The organism is Colwellia sp. Bg11-28 (assembly GCF_002836245.1).
Lineage (GTDB): Bacteria > Pseudomonadota > Gammaproteobacteria > Enterobacterales > Alteromonadaceae > Colwellia > Colwellia psychrerythraea_A.
Genome location: NZ_PJBA01000001.1, coordinates 20,547 through 45,609, shown reverse-complemented (window position 1 = coordinate 45,609; position 25,063 = coordinate 20,547). Strand labels below are relative to the sequence as shown.

General features: G+C 38.4%; 18 protein-coding genes and 1 other RNA gene. 16 read left to right on the top strand and 3 right to left on the bottom strand.

What is annotated here, in order from left to right:
* The first annotated feature begins 765 nt into the window (after nt 1-765).
* The 5 genes from CXF79_RS00165 (at nt 766) to CXF79_RS00145 (ending at nt 6,778) form a co-directional block, all read left to right on the top strand.
* A complete protein-coding gene (locus CXF79_RS00165) occupies nt 766-1,806 on the top strand; it encodes a DcaP family trimeric outer membrane transporter (protein WP_101153474.1) in 1,041 nt (346 codons plus the stop codon).
* Nucleotides 1,807-1,836: 30 nt separating this feature from the next.
* Nucleotides 1,837-2,901, top strand: a complete 1,065-nt coding sequence (locus CXF79_RS00160; RefSeq protein ID WP_011042101.1) for a TRAP transporter substrate-binding protein — start codon at nt 1,837-1,839, stop codon at nt 2,899-2,901.
* Between the two features lie 86 nt (nt 2,902-2,987).
* The gene (locus CXF79_RS00155; protein ID WP_011042102.1) at nt 2,988-3,536 is read left to right on the top strand and encodes a TRAP transporter small permease subunit; all 549 of its coding nucleotides are present in this window, start codon (nt 2,988-2,990) and stop codon (nt 3,534-3,536) included.
* Between the two features lie 2 nt (nt 3,537-3,538).
* Entirely contained in the window at nt 3,539-4,927 is a 1,389-nt protein-coding gene (locus CXF79_RS00150; RefSeq protein ID WP_011042103.1) for a TRAP transporter large permease, read from the top strand.
* A gap of 177 nt (nt 4,928-5,104) precedes the next feature.
* A complete protein-coding gene (locus tag CXF79_RS00145; RefSeq protein ID WP_101153473.1) occupies nt 5,105-6,778 on the top strand; it encodes a methyl-accepting chemotaxis protein in 1,674 nt (557 codons plus the stop codon).
* A gap of 390 nt (nt 6,779-7,168) precedes the next feature.
* Here CXF79_RS00145 and ssrS read toward each other — a convergent pair.
* Both ssrS and CXF79_RS00135 read right to left on the bottom strand, forming a co-directional pair.
* Nucleotides 7,169-7,350: non-coding RNA, 6S RNA (gene ssrS, locus CXF79_RS00140), on the bottom strand.
* Between the two features lie 159 nt (nt 7,351-7,509).
* A complete protein-coding gene (locus CXF79_RS00135) occupies nt 7,510-7,818 on the bottom strand; it encodes a cell division protein ZapA (RefSeq protein WP_101153472.1) in 309 nt (102 codons plus the stop codon).
* A 203-nt stretch (nt 7,819-8,021) separates the two neighbouring features.
* Here CXF79_RS00135 and CXF79_RS00130 point away from each other — a divergent pair, with 203 nt between their 5' ends.
* From CXF79_RS00130 to CXF79_RS00090, 9 genes are all read left to right on the top strand, one after another.
* Nucleotides 8,022-8,624, top strand: a complete 603-nt coding sequence (locus tag CXF79_RS00130) for a UPF0149 family protein (RefSeq protein ID WP_011042107.1) — start codon at nt 8,022-8,024, stop codon at nt 8,622-8,624.
* Between the two features lie 162 nt (nt 8,625-8,786).
* Complete coding sequence (gene pepP, locus CXF79_RS00125; RefSeq protein WP_041737369.1) at nt 8,787-10,112, top strand: Xaa-Pro aminopeptidase; 1,326 nt, start codon at nt 8,787-8,789, stop codon at nt 10,110-10,112.
* Between the two features lie 186 nt (nt 10,113-10,298).
* The gene (gene ubiH / locus CXF79_RS00120; protein WP_101153471.1) at nt 10,299-11,612 is read left to right on the top strand and encodes a 2-octaprenyl-6-methoxyphenyl hydroxylase; all 1,314 of its coding nucleotides are present in this window, start codon (nt 10,299-10,301) and stop codon (nt 11,610-11,612) included.
* A 96-nt stretch (nt 11,613-11,708) separates the two neighbouring features.
* Complete coding sequence (locus tag CXF79_RS00115) at nt 11,709-13,037, top strand: UbiH/UbiF/VisC/COQ6 family ubiquinone biosynthesis hydroxylase (RefSeq protein ID WP_101153470.1); 1,329 nt, start codon at nt 11,709-11,711, stop codon at nt 13,035-13,037.
* 620 nt (nt 13,038-13,657) lie between these two features.
* Complete coding sequence (gene gcvT, locus CXF79_RS00110) at nt 13,658-14,746, top strand: glycine cleavage system aminomethyltransferase GcvT (protein ID WP_011042111.1); 1,089 nt, start codon at nt 13,658-13,660, stop codon at nt 14,744-14,746.
* Nucleotides 14,747-14,877: 131 nt separating this feature from the next.
* Nucleotides 14,878-15,267, top strand: coding sequence for a glycine cleavage system protein GcvH (gene gcvH, locus CXF79_RS00105; RefSeq protein ID WP_011042112.1), 390 nt, complete (start codon nt 14,878-14,880; stop codon nt 15,265-15,267).
* Between the two features lie 287 nt (nt 15,268-15,554).
* Nucleotides 15,555-18,452 (top strand): aminomethyl-transferring glycine dehydrogenase, encoded by a 2,898-nt coding sequence (gene gcvP / locus CXF79_RS00100; RefSeq protein ID WP_101153469.1) that lies wholly within the window; start codon nt 15,555-15,557, stop codon nt 18,450-18,452.
* A gap of 275 nt (nt 18,453-18,727) precedes the next feature.
* Nucleotides 18,728-19,546 (top strand): substrate-binding periplasmic protein, encoded by an 819-nt coding sequence (locus CXF79_RS00095; protein ID WP_101153468.1) that lies wholly within the window; start codon nt 18,728-18,730, stop codon nt 19,544-19,546.
* Between the two features lie 326 nt (nt 19,547-19,872).
* Nucleotides 19,873-20,223: a hypothetical protein gene (locus CXF79_RS00090; protein WP_101153467.1), complete on the top strand. Its 351-nt coding sequence runs from the start codon at nt 19,873-19,875 to the stop codon at nt 20,221-20,223.
* Nucleotides 20,224-20,512: 289 nt separating this feature from the next.
* Here the strand turns inward: CXF79_RS00090 and CXF79_RS00085 are convergent, their stop codons facing one another.
* A complete protein-coding gene (locus CXF79_RS00085; RefSeq protein ID WP_011042120.1) occupies nt 20,513-22,036 on the bottom strand; it encodes a DUF3360 family protein in 1,524 nt (507 codons plus the stop codon).
* 480 nt (nt 22,037-22,516) lie between these two features.
* Between CXF79_RS00085 and CXF79_RS00080 the strand changes: the two genes are divergently transcribed.
* Together CXF79_RS00080 and CXF79_RS00075 are read left to right on the top strand one after the other, a co-directional pair.
* On the top strand, nt 22,517-23,494 hold the full coding sequence (locus tag CXF79_RS00080; RefSeq protein ID WP_101153466.1) for an MBL fold metallo-hydrolase: 978 nt from the start codon (nt 22,517-22,519) through the stop codon (nt 23,492-23,494).
* A 202-nt stretch (nt 23,495-23,696) separates the two neighbouring features.
* The gene (locus tag CXF79_RS00075; protein ID WP_101153465.1) at nt 23,697-24,770 is read left to right on the top strand and encodes a type 1 glutamine amidotransferase domain-containing protein; all 1,074 of its coding nucleotides are present in this window, start codon (nt 23,697-23,699) and stop codon (nt 24,768-24,770) included.
* Nucleotides 24,771-25,063: the final 293 nt, after the last annotated feature.

Below are 25,063 nucleotides of genomic sequence, written 5' to 3'. Positions count from 1 at the left end.
AAAACGCACTAAATAAACGATAACTTGATGAAGAAATTAATCCGTTTGCTAAAACGTATGGTAGTTACTTTAAAACCATAGACGGTCAATTTTGACTTAAGTATTAGTAATAATTGTAGATTTATACCAGTCAATTTTTAATCAGATTATTGAGTCTATACTTAATGTGACTCTTTAATAATGGTGTATTTATTAATTTTTTATTTCCAAAAAGCATGTAATAGCTGAGATTTGCTCATAAATTAATGTCGTTTTACTAATAGTTGAGGTGCCATTTATTAATGGCAAGCTAAAATAGCGAGGATTTTTTCTACCTTGTTAAGTCATACTAATTCTATATACCTATACCTATACCTATACCTATACCTATACCTATTCACTCCTCCCCTTATTAACTGCACAAGCTATTGATTTATTAACTTGTTAGCGAGCAGCTCTGTTAACTGCGTAGTAACTCAAATTAAAACTCAGCTCAATTCCGTCATATAACTAGCCATAGTGTTCTCATCAAATCCATCAAGTGATTAAGTATTTACCTAAGACTTAAGTAAGTATTTAAGTAAATTATTTCGTTATTTCGTTATTTTACTTTTTTGCTGATTTTTTAAACGGTATTTGCCCTGTTTTTAGCAAAACTAAGTATAAACACGTAGAAAAAATACGTACATTCGCCGATTACGCGTAGTCGGTAATTTCAATATTGTATACCTAGCACTAAGCGAGATGATTCAAATCATCCAAGTCTCAATAAAAAGGGTAACAATAATGAAAAATATAATAAAATCCGGTTTTATGTTGGCAGCAATAGTATCAGCACCGTCATATGCAGGTTATACGTTTGATTTAGGCGATAAAGATTCTATTACTTTCGGTGGCTTCATCAAAGCAGACATACGTACTGTTAGTGGTGATGTAAGCGCTCCTGCAACGGGCAATGATTACTGGATTGGCGCTGCCTCAGTTACAGATGATATTTCAACAACCAAATTTACAGCCAATGAAACGCGTTTTAATGCCAAATATGTGCATGGTGATGTTACAGGCTTTATTGAAATAGATTTTTACGGTGGTGGTGGCAACCAAATTATTTCTAACTCCTCACACCCTAGATTACGTCACGCGTTCATCAAATATAAAAATATCACTGTAGGTCAAACATGGACCACCTTTATGAATACCAGTGCTATACCTGAATCTGCTGATTTCGGTGGGCCTTTAGTTGCCGAGTCATTCATCAGACAAGGTCAGATTCGTTATACAAATGGTGGCTTACAGCTGTCTTTAGAAAACCCATATTCAGACAAAGGTGATAACACCCAAGATTCAATACCAGATGTTATTGCTAAATACACCTTTAAAGGTGACTGGGGTAATGTGTCAGTTTCAGGTGTAGCCCGTCAATTAAATACCGTTGGTGGCGATACTGTGTCTGCTGCTGGTTTTGGTGTTGCTGGTCGTATTAAAACGTTCGGCAAAGATGATTTCCGTTTCCAAGTACATGGTGGCAAAACTGGCCGTTACGTTAGCGTAGTTACTGCACGAGATTTAGTCGGTGAAGAAGCAGAACAATCAACATCAATAATGGCTGCTTATCGTCATTATTGGACTGAAGATATGCGTTCAACAGTTTACTACGGCACAACTGATACTGATCTAGGTAACGTTAAAAATAACCACGTGGCAGTTAATCTATTCAAAAATTACACTAAGCAACTTTCTTTTGGTGTTGAAGTCGGCAATTTTGAAATGGCGGAAGTCAACAAAAACTCAAATTACTTACAATTCTCAGCAAAATACGTCCTTTAATTTTTCACTAAACACTACAGGAGAAAGACGATGAAAAAATTTCCTTTATTATTATTAAGTACTTTAATTGCAGGCAGTTTCTCAGGTGCGGTTATGGCTGAAAAGAAAATGCTTCTTAAGACGCCTATTTATTATAACTCGGTACTACCAAGCTTAGGTTCAACCATTAAGTATGTATCTGACAATATTCAAACATTAAGTGGCAACACGTTAAAAATGAAAATTTACGAGCCTAATAAACTCGTTAACCCGAAAGAAATACTTGATGCAGTATCTACAGGTAAGGTACAAGCCGGTTATGCTACAGCAGGTAACTGGGGCGGAAAAATCCCCGCGGCTCGTTTGTTTTCAGCGGTTCCTTTTGGTCCAGAAGCACCTGAATATTTAGCTTGGTTCTATCATGGCAACGGCAATAAATTGCATCAAGAATTATATGATGACAATAACCTTAATGTAAAAGTGCAAGTGTGTGGTGTTTTAGCCCCTGAAACATCAGGTTGGTTTAAAAACGAAATTAACAAACCTGAAGACTTAGCTGGTTTAAAAATGCGTTTCTTCGGTTTAGGCGCTCTGGTCATGGAAAAATTGGGTGTTAGTACCGTAGGTTTACCTGGTGGTGAAATCTTCCCTGCCATTGAAAAAGGTGTTATCGATGCCACTGAATTTTCAATGCCGGTAGTTGATCAACGTATTGGTGTAAAGAAACTGCTTAACTACAACTACTTCCCTGGTTGGCATCAACAAGCCACGATGATGGAACTCATTATCAATAAAGATACCTGGAAAAAAATGAGTGAACGTCAACAGTCAGTTATTGAGCACTTATGTAAATCAGCAACGTTAGAAGCTATTGCGCTCGGTGAAGCAATTCAAGCACCAGTCATGAAGCAAAACATTGAAGATGGCGTAATAAACAAATATTGGTCGCCTGAAATGTTATCGACGTTTAAAACTAAGTGGGATGAAGTAGTTATTGAACAATCGGCTGCAGATCCAGCCTTTAAGAAAATACATGATGACTTAGCTAAGTTCCGTAAAACTTACGATTTATGGGAATCAAACGCTTTCTTACCTCGCCCAAAACCTAGCCTTTAAACGCTTACTTACGTGCAGTAACTCCCATTATTTGCACAACCTAGAACCTTCGGGTTCTAGGTTTTTTATTGAATTAGGAGAATCTTATGACTGATTCATTTTCTAAGCCTACCAACTCAGTAGCACGATCAATGTTAAAAACAGCCGACATTTTTGAAGCCATCATTCTTAAAGTATCTGCCGTTTGTTGTTGGTCTTCAGCGTTATTAATTGCCGTCATTATCCTAAATGTAACCATGCGGTACGGCTTCAACAATGGACTGATTTTATTTGAAGAGATTCAATGGCATCTATACGCAATAGGTATCATGTTCGGTTTATCGTACGCCGAAATAACTAACTCACAAGTAAGAGTCGACGTTGTTGCCTCAATGCTGAAACCTAAAACGGTGCTGAAATGGGAAATATTCGGTGCTGTCTTTTTTATCTTTCCAACCATTTTTGTCATTTTATTTAATAGTTTCGATTATGTCGCCAATTCATACATGCTGGGCGAAAGTTCGTCTTCACCATTAGGTATGCCATTTCGATGGGCAATTAAAGCTGCGATCCCTGCAAGTTTTATCTTATTAGCTATGGCTGTGCTCGCACGTATGTTTCGAAATATTATTACCATAACTCAAAAGGAGACGTGATCATGGCTATTAATGAAATTCTAGTTATCAGCATGTTTTTAACCTTCATTGTCTTTCTATTTACTGGTATTCCAATCGCCTATGTTCTAGCCGGTGTTGGTATTCTATTTGGTGGTATAGGCTATTTGTCAGATCTGCATTTGGATACGTTTACCGGACTTGATTTAAATGTTCTAGGCCTCTCTGTTTCCCGGATATTTTCTTTGATGGAAAACTGGGTGCTGGTTGCCTTACCCATGTTTATTTTTATGGGCTTAATGCTTGATAAATCAGGCGTAGCTGAACGCATGATGATGGCAATGCAAGAGCTCTTTGGTCGTGTTCGTGGTGGTTTAGGTATCACTGTAACCTTGATAGGTATTATTTTAGCTGCCTCTACAGGCATTATCGGTGCATCTGTTGTATTACTTGGCTTGTTATCTATTCCTGCCATGATGAAGCAAAATTATTCCAAAACCTTCGCTACAGGCATAGTGTGTAGTGCGGGTTGTTTAGGCATTTTAATACCACCAAGCATTATGTTAGTGATCATGGCTGATCAATTAGCACTGTCTGTTGGTGATTTATTCACTGCCGCAGTATTCCCTGGATTAATGTTAGGTGTGGTTTATCTCGCTTATATTTTAGGCTTGTCATTTTTTAAACCTGAAGTCGCTCCAGCGCCTGAAAATCGCCGCCCATTGACGGCTAAAGTCTTGGTAGAAGTCTTTAAAGCTATACTGCCAACGCTGGTATTAATTATTGCGGTATTAGGTTCTATTTTTGCAGGTATTGCCACACCGACCGAGGCGAGTGGTGTTGGCGCACTAGGTGCAACTATCTTAGCTGCATTGAATAAGAAACTTAATTTTAAAGTATTTCACGAAGTGTTGATGGCATCTTATAAAACGACGGCTTATATCTTTGCCATTTTTATAGGTGCAACAATTTTTTCCTTGGTGTTACGCGAATTAGGTGGTGATGAATTTATATCAAGCATGTTAACGGGTTTACCTTTTGGTCCCTATGGTGTGTTATTTGTTATTCTTGTTATCGTATTTTTATTAGGTTTTTTATTGGACTGGATAGAAATCACTTTAATAGTATTACCTTTATTGGCACCGGTAGTGAGTTCGTTAGACTTTGGCATCGGGGCTGTTAACGGATTAGATCAACCTGTTTTAGTTTGGTTTGTCATGCTGATAGCCGTTACGCTGCAAACTTCATTTTTAACACCACCTGTTGGTTTTGCCTTGTTCTATTTAAAAGGTGTTTGTCCTCCAGAAATCAAACTAACCGACATTTATAAAGGCGTAATACCCTTTATAATATTGCAATTATTAGGTCTTGGGGCGTTAATTATGTATCCAGAAGTTGCCTTGTGGTTACCCTCTATGGTCTATGGTAAATAGCTGATTTAGCGGCAATGAGAATGATAGAGTTTTAAGGTGAATTAATAATAACCTTAACGCTCTAATATTCTACATAATAATCCTTTATTTTAGACTAACAGAGTATTTATATACTAAGCTGTTAGTGTATAATTTCAATATTCTCATGAATTTCAATAATTTAATTTAGGCAGGATTATGTTCAAGTCACTTAGAGTACAAATATATGCACTAGCATTTTTGCCGTTTTTATTTGTAGCTATGCTGGGGTTGTATCTTCAATTTAGTTCACTTAAAAGTTTTGGTGATGACGTCACTACGTTAACTGAAAAGACGATATTAACGATCGAAAAAGACCGTCTAAAAGCTATTATTGATTCTGTAGAATCTCTTATTCAACCTTATGTTAATCAATCAGGTACCGAAGGTTATGATGATGCATTAAAAATGTTATCTCACCTGACTTTCGATCAAGGCTCTGGTTATATATTTGCCTACAAAAATGATGGCGAAAGAGTATTGATGGGAAATAAAACCGCAGGTATTGGTAAAAATTATTGGGACCTTCAAGACAAGCAAGGTCAATATATTATTCGAGACTTAGTTAATAAAAGTAGACAAGGTGGAAGCTTTTATACTTATTGGTTCCCTAAACTAAATGAAACTGAAGCTTCTCCTAAATATAGCTACGCCATTTATATAGATAAATGGGATTTAATGATAGGAACAGGATTTTATATTGACTCTATGGATACTGTAATAGCTTCTATTGATGAAACCATTTCTTCTTCTCAAAGTAGCAATATTACTAAAAGCCTGGTAACTACATTGATTATTGCGCTAATTGTCGGTTTTATCGTTACCTTTGCTATTAAACTCATTTACAGTGCCCTTAAAAACTTATCTTCATCCGTGGAAGCCTTAGCAAAAGGTGAAGGAAATTTAACGCAGACTATAGTAGATAGTCCTATTGATGTCTTAAGTGATATTGCGAATAACTTCAATCGCTTTCTAAAAGCACTCGGTGGTGATATTCGTAATATCAAGCAAACCAGTGTTAATTTAGCTGAGATGGCGGTTCAATCAACAGAACGTCAACGTAGACTTGAAGATTCTTCAGACCAACAAATGCAAGAAACGACACAAGTCGCTAGCGCTGTTGAGGAAATGGCATCAACCTCAGCAGAAATTGCTAATAGCGCCGAAGTAACGCGTACTTCTGCTGAAAAGGCTGAAATAGAAATGCAAAATGTTCTGACGCAAGTGCATTCTTCAAATCAGCGCATGAACGAACTCAATTTATTACTCGAAAATGTTGAACATTCAGTACAAGAGCTTGGTGGCAATGTTGAATCAATCAATTCTGTTCTTGGGGTAATACAAGGCATTTCAGAACAAACAAACTTACTCGCTTTAAATGCTGCGATTGAAGCGGCACGTGCCGGTGAGCAAGGACGAGGATTTGCTGTTGTTGCCGATGAGGTTCGCACCCTAGCGCAAAGATCTCAACAAAGTACTGTTGAAATTTCAGATATTTTAGATAGCCTGAAAAGCAGTTCTCAACGTACTATTCAAGATATGAGCGAATCTGCAGAGAAAAGAGCCGCGGTGTCTGATGCAATGTCAGCTATTCGAGGCCTTATTGATTCAACTTCAGAGTCAATAAAGGAGCTAACAGAAATGAATATACACGTTTCCACCGCTGCTTCTGAGCAATCAGATGTTGCTAGCCAAGTAGCTGAAAGCATCACTGGCATTGCTAGTCTTGCAAAAGAGATAGGTGAAGGTTCTTCAGTTTCTCGAGAGAAATTTGAAGAGCTTGAATATCTATCTCAAGAGCTTAATCAGGTTTCTGATAAATTCGTAGTTTAGTTAATCTCATTTAGACAAGGCAGTTTAACCACTGCATTGTCGTAAGTGTCGTGTAAGTTATTAAACAAAGGGGAAAGCGAAAGCTTTCCCCTTTTTCGATCTAATCCCTATCAATGCCATAGAGGATGAAAGTAGGCGAAAGGGTTGTGGTAGTCGAACAATGCTAGTTAGGGACTTTAATTATCCAATTGGATCTAGAGTGAGGGATGGGCGGAAATATTCTTGATGTTCTAAATGAAGTTTCTGAAGAAAAAAGTCGCTTCCAAGGTGCCGCAGCTCACATTTGTAGTGTACACCGGGTGCTTCTCTAGAGATGCGCGGAAATATCGCTGATATTGATTTGTTAAGGAAATATTCTTGATGTTCTAAATGAAGTTTCTGAAGAAAAAAGTCGCTTCCAAGGTGCCGCAGTTCACATTTGTCCTGAACACCGGGTGTTCAGGGCGGAAATATCATGCTAACCGTAGGCTTCCCGATACGAGCCGGGCTTGCGCAAAAGTTAATAGTCAACTTCCTTAGGTAAAACTTATCGGCTCAGGGACATAGTTCACACACAAACACCCCAGAAGACAAACTTAGTATAGCGAAAAAAATATCATCGAATAAGCTTTATTTTGTAATTTTTCGTTGAGTGATGAGTATTTATTCGTTCTGTTTTATTTTTAGGCTTTAACTAACCGAAGGGAATAATAAAATACAGAAAGGAGGTATAAAGAGTAAGCGACTAATGATTAAGCGATTTTTTTCTTTGTATGAGAAAGGGCTTGTTCTATAGTTGATTGCAATAACATAATCTTTTGTTGATTATCTTCTTGCTCAATTTTTAATTGTTGTTGAGCTTTTAGTAAATCATTAGCCAAATTTAAGGCTGTCATCACTAAGGTTTGCTCTGGAGTACTGATTACTTTGCTAGCGCCGGCTTTTATTAAACGATCGCTTAATTCTTGCGCCGCAGATAATAAGGCAGTTTCTTGCCCTATTGGGCAAGCTATTTTTAGCTTGCGATCAACAATGTTGATTTCCACAGTTCGTTGCGACATTTACAAAAAATTCCAAGTATTATTAATAATATAGGTAAGATCAAAGCTATTTTAGCTTATTATTTTTAATGATAGCGATGCTGAGCTCCCTATGCAAGTAAATAGCGCGCTTTATGGTCATTTTCTGTTATTTTCCTTTTCTGTCATTTTCGGCAGTGATACCATTACTTCCCATAACTCCCTGCAAGTATAGAAAGTAAATCATGACTGAAATAACCTCAAATAACGATACCGACAAAAACTTAATCGACTTTGCTACGATGCAAGCCATTTTGACCAGCGAAGATGTGAAGTCCCATGCCAGTGAACTTCATGGTGTATTAACAGGGTTAGTTTGTGCTGGTTTTGAATTTGAAGACCAAGGTTATGTAGCCATGCTGCATGATTTATTTAATGAGGGTGATGGCTTTCCAACGGCAGTAAAAAAAGCACTCAAGCAAATGTATAGTGAATTGTGGAGCAGCATCTTAGATGACAGTTATAGCTTTAACCTTTTACTTCCCGATGATGATGACTCTATAGCTGAACGTGGTCATGCGTTAAGTGTATGGGTACAAGGTTTTAACTTAGGCTTTGGTTTACAGCAAAAAGATAGCCCAGTTGTTTCTGACGAAGTTAAAGAAGTACTGACTGATTTTGGCGAAATTGCTAACTTATCTGATGACATGGAAGAAGATGAAGATACTGAGCAAGCGTATTTTGAAATTGGGGAATATGTTCGAATCTCTGCTTTATTATGTTTTAGTGAACTAGCAACACCGCCAAATAATGAAAGCAATAACGAAGATAAAAAGATAATTCACTAATCTTATAGTTTGCAAAGTACTTTCAAATAACTGTTAACTAAATACAGTCAATAATTTACTGCTAGCAAAATAAGCACAACATTGAATAGGCGCGAATATTACATGACTACTAACCCTTTAAATGAAGCATCTTTAAGTAAAGTAACGTTAAGTAAATCACCAATGAGCCAATTACCATTGAGTGACTATGAAAAACATCGCGCTGCATTCATGGCTAACATGCCAAATAATAGTATTGCACTGTTTGCTGCTGCAAGTGAACTTACCCGCAGTAACGATACCGAATTTCCGTTTTGTCAGAACAAAAACTTCTTCTACTTAACAGGGTTTAATGAGCCTGATGCTTTGTTAGTTTTACTTAAAAATGAACAAGGCCAAAATAAGTCTGTCTTATTCTCATTACCTAAAGATGCTCTACATGAAATTTGGCAGGGCAGACGCATTGGTCAAATCAAAGCTGTGCAAGAATATGGTGTTGATGAAAGTTTTGAAGTAGCAGATGTTGAGACCCTACTGTCTGATTATCTTGACGGTAAAAGCCAAGTGCTATTTGGTTTTAGTGATCATGATTTTGCTGCCCAAGTTTTTACTTGGTTAAAGCAAGTGAAAAGTAACATACGTCAGGGAGCTAAAACACCACAACACCTTGCGGATGCTGACCCTATCGTTGCAGAGTTACGTTTAATTAAAACCGAAAATGAATTGGCCTTGATGCGCCAAGCGAATCATATATCTGGCTTAGCACACCAACGCGCTATGCAAAAATGCCAAGTGGGCAAATTTGAATACCAAATGGAAGCCGAAATTCTTCATGAATTTGCTCGCCATGGTGCAAGGCATCCAGCTTACGCCAGTATTGTTGCGGGCGGTGATAACGCCAATATTCTTCATTACACCGATAATAGCGATGTATTGAAAAATAATGAGTTACTACTTATTGATGCCGGCGCTGAGTTATCGGGTTATGCCGCAGATATTACCCGTACCTTCCCAGTTAATGGACAATTCACCACAGAGCAAAAGGCCATTTATCAATTAGTGCTAGATGCTAAAAACCTTGCTATTAACGCCATTAAGCCCGGTATGTCTTTTGCCAAATTAAATATCTTAACCAATGCGTTTTTAACGCAAGGTTTAGTGGATTTGGGCATAATTGAAGGCGATTTAACCGAACTAATTAGCGATAAAAAAGTAAAAGAGTACTTTATTCATGGCTTGGGTCACTGGTTAGGGTTAGATGTTCATGATGTTGGTGATTATCATATTAATACTGATAGAGAACAGCTCCGCGCCTTTGAAGTTGGCATGGTTATGACTATCGAACCCGGTATATATATCCCACTAAGTGATCATAGCGTTGACGAAAAGTGGCGTGGTATTGGTGTACGTATTGAAGACAATATTGCCGTAACTGCAACGGGATTTGAAAACCTTACCGCTAATTCACCACAAACGATTGAAGATATCGAAGCCTTGATGAAAGCATAAACAGCTTTATGTTCTGCTTTATTCGCTCAGTTAATTGTTTAGTGATTAGAGCCTAGTATTGTATTCATTAACGTAGCTATATCAATAAAGTGCGAGCAGAAGTTAAGTAAACTAATGATATGTTAACGATAAAATAGTACAACCAACATTAATGCCAATACTACTATCAATAATAAGATGAACGCTATGGAAAACAGTAACCAACATTTTGATGTCATTATCTCAGGCGGCGGCTTATCTGGTAGCCTAATGGCGTTAAGTTTAAGCCAACTTTCTAAAGCCGATGGTAGTTTACTATCCATCGCGATTATTGAAGCCCAAGCTTTTAATCAAACCAGTTCAGCAGCTGAGACCTCCCTTTTTGATGAACGTGTTTTAGCACTCTCTCACGGTAGCGCTAAATACCTAGCTAAGCTGGGTGCATGGCAATATCTAAAAGATGATGCCAGTGCCATTACGGATATTGATATTTCTGATCGTGGTCACTTTGCCAAAGCAAGGTTAACGGCAAAGGAATATGACGTTAATGCCCTTGGTTATGTCATCGAAATGGCACTTATTGGTAAAGCGCAACTAAAAGCACTAAGTGACCATACGACTAATGTCAAAAATAGCAGTGCCACAAATAGCACAGCGATAAAAAAGAACATTCACTGGTTTAGCCCTGACTCAATAGTTGACATTACTTGGCAAGATCGCAACAAGAGTGCAGCTGACAAAACGCAGGTAAAGGTTACGCTTAATTCAGGTGAAACCTTGTCAGCAAAGCTACTACTTGGTTGTGATGGTGCTCATTCCCCAGTAAGAAAGCTTGCCAATATTGACGTCACTTGTGATGATTATCAGCAAGTTGCCTTAATTGCCAATGTTTCAACCAGCAAAGCACATCATCATAAAGCCTTTGAACGGTTTACTCCGTTTGGCCCCATTGCCATGTTGCCCTTAAAATCATTAAAGACAAAATCCTCAGCTGCTGGCGCATCACGTTGTTCACTTGTTTGGACTATGACGCCAGAGCAAGCAGCAGAAATTAAACACTTAAGCGATGATGATTTTAAAGTTGAGTTAGAGCGCGCATTTGGTAGCTACCTCGGCGCAATCACCCATGTGGGTAAACGTGATACTTATCCCTTGGTGTTATTACAAGCACAACAGCAAACCTATCACCGCATGGCGTTGGTGGGAAATGCCTCACATACAATTCACCCCATTGCAGGGCAAGGTTTTAACCTAGGCTTACGTGATGTTGAGGTGATGACTGACCTAGTTAAAAACGCCTTAGCAGCAGGACAAGATATTGGTAATTTTGCCTTATTACATAGTTATCAAATGAATAGAGCGAAAGATCAGCAGCAAGTCATTCAATTAACAGATTCATTGGTGACATTATTCGCTAATGATTTACCGCCATTAGTCGTTGGCCGAAATATTGGCTTACAAGCACTTAATATTATGTCGCCGTTAAAAAATGCTTTAGTTAAGAAGACCATGGGTTATTAATTATCGAACTATTGCCGCAGAATACTAGGCAAATAACTTAATCATGTATTACAAAACCAGTGTAATTTACACATGGTTTACCTTGAAGAGAACAAGATGCAAAAATTTGATGTATTAATTGTCGGTGCAGGCATGGTGGGTTTAACACTTGCGTTAGCTTTACGTAAAACTAGTCAGCTAAAAATTGCCATGGTTGATACCTTAGCGGTGCCTGAACTTGATGAGAATATAGATGTTAGAGTGAGTGCTATTAATGTAGCTAGCAAAAATATCTTTGCTAATTTAGGCGTTTGGTCTGCTCTTGAAAACAGCCGAGTACAAGATTATCAACACATGCATGTTTGGGATAAAGCAGGGTTAGGTAAGCTCGATTTTTCAGCCAAAGACAGTGCTAGTTTTCCCTCAGAAGATAACCTTGGTTGGATCATTGAAAACAAAGTGATTCGCCACGCACTATGGCAACAAGCTGAACTTGATGAAGATATTCATTTTTTTACTGATAATAAGTTAGCCAGTATTAGTCAGGGTGACAGTGAAGTCTTTGCCACCTTTGCCACTGACTCTGCTACTCATAACTCTGCAAGTAATAGCAGCAGCACACCAATAGCACCTATTATCGCTAAACTTGTTGTTGGCGCTGACGGTGCAAACTCATGGGTACGCCAGCAAATGAACATGGCGATGATCTTTAAAGATTATGACCACCACGCTATTGTTGCGACAGTAGAATGTCCACAAGGCCATAAGAATACCGCTTGGCAAGTGTTCTTACCTACAGGACCATTAGCCTTTTTACCGCTAAGATCTGCACAATCAGCATCGTCAACAGCGGGCATTGCTGACCCAGTAAATAATTTATGTTCTATTGTCTATTCAACCTCACCAGATGATGCAAAACGTCTAATCGCACTTGATGCCACTGAATTTGCTAAAGAGTTAACGGCAGCCAGTGATGGTAAATTAGGGGATATTACCCTTAAAAGTGAGCGTTTTACTTACCCATTAACCATGCGGTTAGCGCAAGACTTTGTTAAAGACCGCGTAGTGCTTATTGGCGATGCTGCTCATACCATACATCCGCTTGCAGGGCAGGGCGTGAATTTAGGTTTACTTGATGCCGCGGCTTTAGCGCAAACCTTAACAGCAAAACTTAATGAACATGATGACAATCACGCTGAGCTCGTTAATACATCAGATCTTAAAGCGTTCTCTCGCTGGCGTAAAAGTGAAGCCACTGAAATGATCACCGCGATGGCTGGAATAAAACAAGCCTTCGCTCCACAGCAGTCACCTGTTAAATTAATCCGTGGTGTCGGCATGAATATTCTTAATAACTTTGCCCCAGCTAAAAACCGTCTTATCGCACAAGCGTTAGGCATTAAAGCAGACTTGCCAGCACTTGCTTATCAAAAAGACGCACTGTAACGCTATTATTTGAAAGAGTAATAGATGAGCTAATAGATAAAGTTATAAGAAGGGTACTTGTCAGGGTATAGCAATAATAGTTATACCCAACTTTCTTGAAAGTGGCGAGTTCAACGAGAGTTAATTATACCGGTTAATAACGCCGGTTAATCAGGCTATATTACTGCATTACCTTATCAATACCTTCCTATAGTTTCCTAGGCGGTCTGCACTTTTCAATAAGCGGCATCTAGCTAACCGCTAGGTCAAAATCAATAAGCTTATATAAAGCTTTGCTGAACTAACTCTTCGAAAATGCCTGAGAAGACATATTATTGTTGCCATCCTTTTTAAATAAATAAGCTTTTAAAAGACGAGAACTTGAGCTTTCGTCGCTCAATTGTCCTAAAAAACGCCTCTTCAAGAAGAATGACCATAAAATCTTATTGGCTTTTATTTGTTCTATGCCTATATCACCGAGCCAATAATGAGATTAATTTTGTAAGGTGGATGTTTTGAAAATATAATTCTGATTTTGAATAAAACTCGGGTTTATATTTTATAAATTTGGATTTTTCTGTTGAATCAACAGCAAGTGACAGCTATAATCAGTTAACTTTGAAAATTCTTAGGTGGAACACATGACTAATAAAACAGTATTACATGCAAAGCATTTAGCTTCAGGCGCAAAAATGGTTGATTTCTTTGGCTGGGATATGCCTATCAACTACGGCTCTCAAATTGAAGAGCATCACGCAGTAAGAACCGATGCCGGCATGTTTGATGTTTCACACATGACGATTGTTGATGTGCAAGGCGCAGATGCAAAAGCTTTCTTACGTCGTTTAGTAATTAACGATGTTGCTAAGTTAGCAACACCGGGTAAAGCGTTATACACAGGTATGTTAAATGAAGAAGGCGGCGTGATTGATGATTTAATCATCTACTTCTTCTCAGATACTGATTACCGTTTAGTTGTTAACTCAGCGACACGTGTAAAAGATCTTGCTTGGATGACTAAGCAATCTACAGGTTTTGATATCACTATCACTGAACGTCCTGAATTTGGCATGCTTGCCGTACAGGGCCCAGAAGCGAAAGCAAAAGTAGCTAAACTATTAACAGCAGAGCAAATCGAAGCTGTTGAAGGCATGAAACCTTTCTTTGGTGTGCAAGTAGGTGATTTATTTATTGCCACTACAGGTTATACTGGTGAAGACGGTTACGAAATTATAGTACCAAATAATTCAGCTGAAGATTTTTGGCAAAAACTATTAGACGAAGGTGTAGTTCCTTGTGGTCTAGGTGCTCGTGATACACTACGTTTAGAAGCTGGCATGAACCTTTACGGTTTAGATATGGATGAAACTGTTTCGCCATTAGCCGCTAACATGGCGTGGACAATCAGCTGGGAACCTACAGACCGTGACTTTATCGGTCGTGACGTATTAACAGCTCAAAAAGCAGCGGGTGATCAACCTAAGCTTGTTGGTTTAGTACTAGAAGCAAAAGGTGTGCTTCGTTCACATCAAGTTGTTGTGACTGAATTTGGCAACGGTGAAATTACCTCTGGAACTTTCTCGCCAACGTTAGGCCACAGTGTTGCTTTAGCACGTGTTCCACGTAGCGTGAAAGTAGGCGATACAATCGAAGTTGAAATGCGTAAAAAACTGATTAAAGTTCAGGTTACAAAACCTAGTTTCGTTCGTAACGGCAAAAAAGTTTTCTAATTGAAAATTAAGTTAGATGTTCTATATTATAGAGTAGCTAATCTAAATAATTATTCTACTGAGTAACTTAACGTGAAAACGTGGTTACTTTATTTCAAAAAAAATTAAAATTTTAAACAGGAAAAATAAAAATGAGCAACATTCCTTCAGAATTAAAATATGCAACTTCACACGAATGGGTTCGCGTTGACAGCGACGGTATCGCTACAGTTGGTATCAGTGAACATGCCCAAGGCCTTTTAGGTGATATGGTATTTGTTGAATTACCTGACGTTGATGATTCAATCAGCGCTGGTGATGATGTTGCTGTTGCAGAATCAGTAAAAGCAGCTTCAGACATTTACGCACCAGTTTCAGGTACTGTTGTTGCAATCAACGAAGCACTTGAAGACGCTCCTGAGTTACTTAACTCTGACGCTTTTGGTGAAGGTTGGTTATTTCAAGTTAAACTTGACGATGTAAGTGAGTTAGAAAACTTACTTGATGCCGAAGGTTATAAGAACTCTATCGACGAAGATTAATTTTCGGTCACATTCAGCGTTTATGCTGCGTTGCTTTTATTAATCGTCTAAATCCCTTTTATTAGGGGAGAGTGTACTAAGCTCAATAGACTCATAATTTTAGCGCCTTGCCTAAAAGCCGACTGTTTACGAAAAATTTTAGCTTCCCTTATCAAGTTTAGGCGACACAGCCGAAACATTGATTAGCTAAGCTAAAAAAATTAGTTCTTAATATTAAGCCTCTTACTCATTAGGTTTGAGGCTTTCTTTTATTCTAGATTAGTACAATTTATTTAAGTGAAACTTTTATGACTTCAAAAACAATTGTTAACTCATTAGCTGAGTTAGAGCAAACTCAAGATTTTATCCGTCGCCACATTGGCCCTAGTGAATCAGAAACCCAAGCCATGTTAAATGACCTTGGTGTAGAATCTGTTGATGCGTTAATTGATGAAATCGTACCAAGCGATATTCGTCTTGCCGATCTTCCAAATGTTGAAGAAAGTAAAACTGAAGTACAAGCATTGGCAGATTTAAAAGCCGTAGCTAGCTTAAATAAAGTGAATGACACTTATATCGGTTTAGGTTACTTCGGTACCTTAACACCGAACGTTATTTTACGTAACGTACTAGAAAATCCAGGTTGGTATACAGCGTATACGCCGTACCAGCCAGAAATTGCTCAAGGTCGTTTAGAGTCATTATTAAACTACCAACAAATGTGTATAGACCTTACTGGTCTAGAGCTAGCTTCAGCTTCATTATTAGATGAAGGTACAGCAGCAGCAGAAGCAATGGCATTAGCCAAACGTGTTTCTAAAAACAAAAAATCAAACTTATTCTTTATCTCAGATGATGTTTACCCACAAACGATTGACGTTGTTAAGCAACGTGCAGAAATGTTTGGTTTTGACATTGTTGTTGCTCCAGCTGCAGATGCTGCAGAACACGACATTTTCGGCGCACTTATCCAATACCCTGGCGCCTCAGGTCAAGTAACAGATGTAAGTGAATTGATTGCTAAAATTCATGACAATAAAGGTATTGTTGCAGTAGCTGCTGACATCATGAGCTTAGTATTATTGAAGTCTCCTGGTGAATTAGGCGCAGATGCTGTAATTGGTTCAAGCCAACGCTTTGGTGTTCCAATGGGTTACGGTGGTCCACACGCTGCATTCTTCACAACATTAGATAAATACAAACGTTCATTGCCTGGTCGTATTATCGGTGTTTCAAAAGACACACGCGGTAAAAACGCACTACGTATGGCTATGCAAACACGTGAGCAACATATACGTCGTGAAAAAGCCAACTCAAACGTTTGTACAGCGCAAGTATTACTAGCCAACATGGCAGCGTTCTACGCGGTTTACCACGGTCCTCAAGGTTTAAAAACTATTGCTAACCGTATTCACCGTTTAGCTGACATTTTATGTTTAGGTACAGCAACTAAAGGCTTAACAGCTGTTCATGCTAACTACTTCGACACATTAACGTTTAACGTTGATAACAAAGACGAAATCGTTGCTCGTGCATTAGCTGCTAACGCTAACTTCCGCACAGACGTTGACGGTCAAATCTCAATCGCATTAGATGAAACCACAACACGTGAAAACGTAGCACAACTTTTTGATATCTTATTAGGTGAAGGTCACGGTCTAAACGTGAGCGACCTTGATGACCAAATCGTTGCTTCAGGTCACTCATCAATTCCAGCGTCATTAGTACGTGAGTCAGCAATCTTAACTCACCCAGTATTTAACTCGTACCACAGCGAAACAGAAATGCTTCGTTATATCAAAAGACTTGAAAACAAAGATTTAGCATTGAACCACTCAATGATTTCTTTAGGTTCTTGTACGATGAAGTTAAACGCAACTGCACAAATGATCCCAGTATCATGGCCTGAATTTGCTAACATGCATCCATTTGCACCAGTTAACCAAGCACAAGGTTACAAAGCGATGATTGATGAGCTAGCCAAATGGTTAGTAGAGTTAACGGGCTACGACAAAATGTCAATGCAACCTAACTCAGGTGCTCAAGGTGAATACGCTGGCTTAATCGCTATCAGCAAGTATCACGAAAGCCGTGGTGACTCGCATCGTAACATTTGTTTAATTCCTGCATCTGCTCACGGTACAAACCCAGCATCAGCAATGATGGTTGATATGAAAATTGTTATCGTTGCTTGTGATAAAGAAGGTAACGTTGACATGGCCGACTTAAAAGCGAAAGCTGAAGAGTTAGCAGACAACCTTGCATGTATCATGATCACTTACCCGTCTACTCACGGTGTATATGAAACAACGATTGCAGAAATTTGTAACATCATTCATGACAATGGCGGTCAAGTTTACCTTGATGGCGCGAACATGAACGCACAAGTAGGTTTAACTTCACCAGGTTTCATCGGTGCTGATGTTTCTCACCTTAACTTGCACAAAACATTCGCTATTCCACATGGCGGCGGCGGCCCAGGTATGGGACCTATCGGCGTTAAGTCTCACTTAGCACCATTCTTGCCTGATCATGCGTTAATTAACGTAGATGAAGCAACTAAAGGTAATGGCGCGGTTTCATCAGCTCCTTTCGGTAGTGCTAGTATTTTACCTATCACTTACCTTTACATTGCTTTGTTAGGTAAGAAAGGTGTTACTGACGCGACTAAATACGCAATTACTAACGCTAACTACGTATCTAAAAAATTAAGCGAACATTACCCGATTTTATATTCAGGTAAAAACGGCCGTGTTGCTCACGAGTGTATTGTTGATTTACGTCCACTTAAAGCATCTTCAGGTGTTACTGAAGTTGATATGGCTAAACGCTTAATGGATTACGGTTTCCATTCTCCAACTATGTCGTTCCCAGTAGCGGGCACGTTCATGATTGAGCCAACGGAATCAGAATCTAAAGTTGAGCTTGACCGTTTCATCGAAGCAATGGTTTGTATTCGTGATGAAGTACGTAAAGTTGAATCAGGTGAGTGGGCAGCAGATAACAACCCACTACACAATGCACCACATACACTAGCGGATATTACAGAACCATGGGATCGTCCTTACTCGATTCAAGAAGCAGTATTCCCGGTAGTAGCAGTAACGGCTAACAAATTCTGGCCAACTGTTAACCGTATTGATGATGTATTCGGAGACAGAAACTTAATTTGTTCATGTCCTCCAATCGAAAGCTACATTGACTAATTAACTAGTTGATATAGAACAATAAAAAGCGAGCTTCGGCTCGCTTTTTATTGTCAGTACTTTATAGTCTGAACATGTTTTATTAGCTTGGTTATTAGTTCGATCATAGAAAAGTAATTAGATTTATGTAGATGAAGGCAGATTCACTAGTAAAAAGTTCAATGCTTTAGTCAGTACACTTTTATTTTGATATTATTGAATTATTGAATTATTGAATTATTGAATTATTGAATTATTGAATTGTTGTTAAGTTGTGATAGCCAAATAAAGGTCCTATGAAGTCTATTTTTTTTCTGTTTTTATTTTATTCTGTAGCGTTAATGCCATTGTACGGGAAAGCTAGCGATAGAGTGTTAGCCTATGTTGAGCGAATACCGCCGTATGTCTTTATTAATAATAATAATATTACAGGCTCAACAATAGATATTTTAAATGAAGCCTTAAAAGAAAGTGATGTTGATATACATTATCAAGAAATTAACTGGTCTAGAGCTTTACATGATAGCGAAAGTAGACCAAATATCATCTTAACAGGACTTAATAGAAACGCTTTTCGAGAAGACATATTTCATTGGTTATATAAAGTGCCCGTTCATACCAATAGACAAAGGTATTTTTTATGGCAATTAAAAAGCAAATCTGCAGAGAATAAAAAAAGAGGTTTAAAGAATGCTTTTATCTCAGTGATGCAGGGTGATCATAAAAGTAAATCTTATAAAAGTTACGTTGAAGGTTTAGGCTACCAAGCCAATATTTATCCTGTAGGAAGCCGTGAACAGGTTATTCATATGCTGTTTAAAGGCCGTGTAGATTACATACTTGGTGGTGAACTCAATAACGCATGGAGAGTAAAAGGTTTGGGCTATGACCCTGATATGATTGAGCGGGTAGTAGAGGTTCCAAATACGAGTCAAGGTTTATACATAGCGATAGGAAAGCATACGGATATTAAGCTTGTTAACAAAATTAGAAAAGCGTTAGCTGATTTAGAACAAAGTGGGCGAGTAAACGAGATTATGTCACAGTGGTTGAAAAAGACTGAAAAAACGTCCCCATCTGAGAGTACGCAAACAAAGCGTACAGTTGATGAATAACCAATATTCCCGGTAGCAGCTGCGGCGGTACGTCGCCCCTTGGGTGTGGTCGCCACCGCGACGTCAAGCAATAAAGCTAACTCCAAGCCTATGAATTAATCACCAGAGCAATTAACTAGCACAGCCATTGTTAATAATTATTCTAATATCAATATGATGACTAACTCTTTATTAACATAAGTATCTGACTTTAGGTGTGTTCATATCAATAATAGTTTGTTATTTTAACGTAATATATTCATCAGATTGGCTTACTAGGTTATGGTTGGTAGAACCCCTAACCCCTTCTAAGATACCAAAACAAATTAAACTGGGAGAAATAAACAATGGTAAACATGTTAATTACATATCAACTTAATGACGGTGATGTTATTGAAATTAATCATCCACAAGAATTTGAGTTTAAAGATTTAGATGGCAACAGTTTAGGCAATGCTGAGGTTATCAAGCGTCATAATAATGATCTAATATTGGCTGAAGCCGCTTTTGTAATCTCAGCCGAACATGAGAAAATTACTATACCAAGCGATGCTGCATTCATGGAATCAAAAGCAGGGATAAAACAACCTTTTGATTTTAATGGCCTAGTAAAAAGCTGTGGTTTTACTTCTGTTAAATATAAATTTGATAGACAAGGTGATGATAGCTCTGATTGGATTGTCGCTTACCCTCATTAATAATTGGGATCTGCAATTAAGTTAGTTAACGATTTAAGTGAGATGTGAACTTAGATCAGTTGGTTAATTCACCGTAAAATAATTTTAAAGGCGAGCCAGAAATGGCTCGCCTTTTTTAGTTATGTCACTTGAATTTATTTTATTTAAATCAAACTTTCATTACTTGAATTCGCGCTCAAATTAATTTTATATCGACAAATAACACGGCGTTTAAAATCATTGTGTGTGATCTCCTTACTACTTAGACAACAGTAAAGAAGGGCGCATCTAGCGCCCTTGATCTTAGTTATTATCCCAAACTTGGGATCAGTGCAGGAATACCAGGTAACATTCCTACCGATGCCATTACTGCTGTTAACACAACAAACATAATACTTGGGATAACCCAACGACTCATCTTACTTAAGCCTGAGCTACGTTCTTTACAGCCAACCAAACCAAGGTTATCGAGCAACATAGTTAACGCCCAACCAAACGCTGGGTTAACCAATGCTGAAGAAAATACCACAATAGCCGCTGACTGAGTTGTTTTACCCTCACGGGTCATTTCCATTCCGGCTTCAAGCAACGGGATAAATACACCCACTATTAATGCCACACAAAGCACGGGTTGCCATATTGCCAAATCCATAGGATAGCCCCATAAGGCAGCTATGATACAAAACAACGCAGTGAGTAGCGCGCCTGCAGGAATAGGTCGCTTTGCGATAGCTGCTGGTACTATATAAGTGCCCCAAGACGAGGTAAAGTTTGCCCCTCCTAACAGGGAGCCAAAGGTTTGGCGAATAGAGGCACTTGTCATGGTATCGTCAATGTTCATGTGTACTTTTTCAGTGCGTTCAGGGTAGTTGATTTTTTGAAATACTTGATGACCTAAAAAATCAGGCGACCACATTGCTACCGCTAAAATAGCGAAAGGTAGTACCACGACAAAACTTTCTAATGTCGGTAAACCAAGCATCCAGCCAGTATTTTCGCCCCACCAATACATTGGATTCATGTTAGGTAGGCCCGGACCCGTTTGAAATTCAAACGGCGCGCCCATAGCAAAGGCAAGTGTTCCGCCTAGCAAGCAACTCAAAGGGACGGCTAACCAACGTTTACCCCAGTGTTCAAGTAATGCATACAATATTATCGTACAAAATATAACGATAAAGGCAATGTGTGCCATGCCTATTCCATCCGCCCAAGCGAACAGTTTATTCACTTGTGAAATGGTACCGACAAAGCCAAGGTATAGTAATAAGCCACCGCAAACGCCTTTGCTGGTCAGGTTTGCCAGCATACTTCCGCCTTTACTAATGGCTAAAATCAAACCCAAGGCACCAATGAGTAGTCCAAGCGCCATAGGATGTCCGCCTGCGGCCACCACAATAGGAATAAGTGGAATTAACGGGCCATGAGTACCTGCTAGGTTAGCTGTGGGTAATAAAAATCCTGAAAAAAGAATGATAAAGATTGAAACAATAAGTAATTCATAGCGGACGTTTTCTAATATAAAGCCTTGATCAAGCCCTAGGGAGCCGGCAAAGGTTGCTGCTATTGCGCCCACCATAACCACTTTACCAATAGTCGCTGCCATGGCTGGGATAGTATCTTCTATCTCAAAGCGGTAATCTCGAAAAGGTAAATTTGGTCGCCAGCGTTTGGGCGCCATTATTTGCAATTCGTGTTCTAAATACTCGTCTCGGCTATTAAATTCTGAAGTCGGCTTATGTTTTTGCTGGTAACTAAATTCATCCCCATTTAGCCCATTCTCATTTTGTTGAGAATCACCTTTTTGCTCATGTGAGGCTTTTGACGTATTGCCCATTATCATTCCTTTTGCTCACTTACTAAAAAAGCGTTATATCATTTAAGTTGACCATATTTTATCTCAACGCAGCATACGTAGCTAACAGCAAAGGCCACGTATGACTAAGCAATTAGTCTCGAATATTGCACATTAATGTTCAAAAAGTGAGCTTTTGCTCTATTACTTCATTAGATGTTGCTTCATAGTGAAAAGGATAAATAGAAAATGATTAGGGAATAGGGCGGTGATAATGTTGCTTTGTAAATCTAAATAGTCATTCTAATCAGAATCTATCAGAACTAAATAGATTCGAACATTCTTAATATAAAACCGAACATAAAATAATTATTAGTCAAGGTGAAATTAATTAACGTACTGATAATAAAGTATAAAAATAAATTTATATGATTGGCATAGAACTTCCAATGAAATAGTAACGACTTAAATTATTTCTATTGAACATAAGTTCAATTTCGCCATTTTATGCAAGGAATTTATATGAAACACACGTTAGTCATTACCATACTCATCATTATGTTCAGTAATGGGGCAACAGCTGAAGAAGATAAGCGCTCCATTAATGAATCGACAACAAACATGATTGCCGCACTTCAGCAAAAGCAATGGATTCATGGTTCACAAGATTGTAAAAACAACCAAGACCCCGCAATAGAAGTCTTTCAATACGATGAATCAAGTTATGTACTACGTCAAAATAAGTGTCTGAGTTATGAAGCACCTTTTATTTATGTCTTAATTGGAAAGGAGAAGATACTTGTTGTTGATACTGGGGCAACCGAAAGCGCTGAAGAATTTCCACTGTATCAAACAGTACAATCTCTGAATCAAAAGCATTCCGACAACGGAAAAACCAAAGAGCGTGAGATAGTAGTTATTCACTCACATAGTCACAGTGATCATTATAGTGCTGATTCTCAATTTGTCGGTCAAGCCAATGTTACCGTAGTTGCAGCAAATAACACTGGAGTAAACGAGTTTTTTGATTTTGAAAAATGGCCTGATCAGCAAACTAATATTGAGCTTGGTGGACGCAGTATAACTATTATTCCAACCCCTGGTCACCAAGAAGAAGCTATTTCAGTGTATGACCCACAAACTAAGTGGCTGCTAACTGGAGATACATTCTATCCGGGTTATATCTATGTTAAAACGTGGCAAGACTACAAAAATAGTATCGCCCGTTTAGTTGAATTTACTAATAATCATAGCGTAAGCGCAATATTAGGATCGCATATTGAAATGACTAATAAGGCGGGTGAATATTATGAGGTTGGTACGTTATACCAACCCAATGAGTCTTCTTTGTTGTTAACGCCAAGTGATTTAACTACTTTGAATGAAAAGCTACAGCAAGTAGATGAGCCAGAAAAAATAGCAATGGATAGTCTGATTGTTGAACCCTTGGGCGCTTTGCCAAAGCTGATCAGTAGTATTGCCAAATGGTTTATTGGATAATAGGTTTAGTTTGCTGAAGGCGTTTTTAGGCAAAAAAATTACTACTAACTTACAATAACTAAAACACTCAATGTTATTGTGAGTTAGCAGGTAATGAGGTCCTAAGTTGACCGCTGGATTTTTCTGTAAACTACATCATTTCACATTTATTTCACTTACTTGTCGTTAAGCTAGCTCTATTGAAATTAAAGGAGCAAAACACATGCTTAAGAAAATAGCCATTACCTCAGTTACCTTAATTGTCCTGATAGCAGGTTCATTATTTGGTGCTAAAGCTTGGGTTAAAAGTTTATTACCCGAAAAAGCCCACTTTGTTGCGATAAAACAAACACAAGTAAGTGACTTACCCTACGTTACCCACGATATTCCAGCATACAGAGGTAAAATATTAGCCGTGGTTACTAGCGTTGATAAAATGGGGGAAGATCAAGATACCGGCTATGAACATACTGAACTAGCCCGTGCTTACTGGGTGTTTACTGCTAATGGTTTCAGTGTTGATATTGCTAGCCCAAAGGGAGGTAAACCGCCGGTAGTAATTGATGGAGAGGACATGGGCGCCTATGATTATGCTTTTTTAAATGACGATACTATTCAACAAAAAGTGGCAAACTCTATTGCACTGGCAGAGGTAAACCCGAACGATTATGAGGCGGTATATTTTGTTGGCGGAAAAGGCACTATGTTTGATTTTCCTGATAACCCTTATGTGCAAAATATTGCCAAAACACTGTATCAAAACAACAAAGTAGTCAGTGCTGTCTGTCATGGCCCTTCAGCTCTGGTAAACGTTGTATTAGACAATGGTGAAATGCTGCTTTCAAATAAGAAAGTCAGTGGCTTTACCAACAATGAAGAACTTTTTTTAATTCCAGACGCGAAACAAATTTTTCCTTTTTTACTTGAAGATAAATTGATTGAACAAGGCGCTCAATTTCAATCGGGTACAACCTATTTAGAGAAAGTCACACAAGATGGAAAATTAATCACGGGTCAAAACCCTTGGTCTGTCTGGACGCTTGCCGAAAAAGTAGTGGCTGAACTAGGTTACCAACCTAAAACCAGAGAGCGTACTCCTGAAGAACATGCTATCGAACTTTTGATGACATATGATTCACACGGTTTTGATGCGGCTAAAGAAGAACTAAAACAAAAGCCACAAGCTTATCAACGTATTCTTATTGTGATGCACAGCATTTTAGCCTTTATGCAGTTCGAAATTAGTAAAGGTATTGACCTGCTAAGTCTGGCAAATCAACTAAAACAGTTGCGTTAACGTTTATATAAATTTTCTTGCAGTCTAATAATCCTCTTCGGCTTATTAGGCTGCTTGCTGTAAATCACTGAGTCAGCTCAGCTAGCATAATGTTATTCAATTGCATGTACCTCAACACTTACTGGACAACGGTCGTCTGGATAACCACGATTTAAATTCTATACAGTGCAACTTTTTAATAATGATCTTCTGAAAAATTTCGCTTAACTCCCTCTGTTACTATTATGTAATCAATTTGTTACAAGATTGTTTTAGATATAATCGAAAAACTAATGAAAAACTTGTCATATTTG